Below are 1,034 nucleotides of genomic sequence, written 5' to 3'. Positions count from 1 at the left end.
AAGAGACAGGCCGTAGGTTTCGGCGAAGAGCTGGTCTGGTTCTCCGGTCGGGGGGGTGGGGCTGTCCGCGATCGGCGAGGCATTGACCTGGAGCCTGTCGCCCACCTGGAGGTCGACGATCTGGCTGACCGATTGCTGGGAGGTGTCCGCGGGCGCCGTGGCGAAGACGAAGCTGTCCGCCTCGACCTGCGCGATTGCCGCCGCGGCTGCGGTGTCCGCGCTCCCGCCGTCGGCTGGAGCGGCCTCGGCCTCCGCAGAGGCGGCCATGAGGGCCGGGTCCACGGCTGGCGCGTCGGTCACGGCCGGGGTGATGGCCACTTCGACCGGCGTTGCCGGGGCCGTCTCGATGGCGGGGGGAGAGGCGCCGACCGCCGGGTCGCCCAAGGAGGATGCCGTAACATCGCCCCCGCTGGCGAGGGTGGTGCCTTCGCCAGCGGGGGCGGCCTCCACCAGGACGGTTTCGGACGAAACCGTGTCCGCCGCGGGCGTCTCGGTGGCCGGCGTCTCGGTGGTGGCGGAATCCGTGCTTTCCGGGTCGGGATGATTGGCGCGGGCCACGACCGCGGCCACCCCGGCGATGGCGACCTCCGCGGAGTCCCCATCGGTCCCGTCCGGCTCGTCTCGGTTCGCGGCGGGCAACGCGGCGAAGGTGGTGGACGGCAGGTCGAGGCGGCTTGCCGCGATGCCGTCCGGGTCGATGTCGAACACGGCGTGCTGGGGCACGCCTGCGATGCCGTCCGACACCACATAGCTGAGGGTGACGCGCTCGGCCGCCTGGGGCGCGAGATAGACCCAGCCGCCGGTGGTCGGAACCAGCATGCCGGCGGAGACGACGAGATTCTGGACATTCAGTGCCTGCCCGTCGGGATCGCTGGCGCCGGCCAGCAATGCCGCGAGCGGAATGAAGACCGCCTGTGCGACGGAGACGTTGGGCAGGGGCACCGGGTCCCCGACCCGGGGCGGGCGATTGCGGCTGGTGTCGTCGTCACCTTCCTCGTCGCCTTCCGATTTGGCCGACGGGCCGCCTTCACCCT

General features: G+C 72.1%; 1 protein-coding gene. It reads right to left on the bottom strand.

What is annotated here, in order from left to right; all coding sequences use genetic code 11:
* The coding region (locus K9U41_RS22930; protein WP_282643145.1) for a cadherin-like domain-containing protein at positions 1–1,034 on the bottom strand (1,034 nt) is incomplete at both ends.

Source organism: Xanthobacter autotrophicus (assembly GCF_029991245.1).
Lineage (GTDB): Bacteria > Pseudomonadota > Alphaproteobacteria > Rhizobiales > Xanthobacteraceae > Xanthobacter > Xanthobacter autotrophicus_C.
This window is presented reverse-complemented; position numbering and strand designations above follow the sequence as displayed.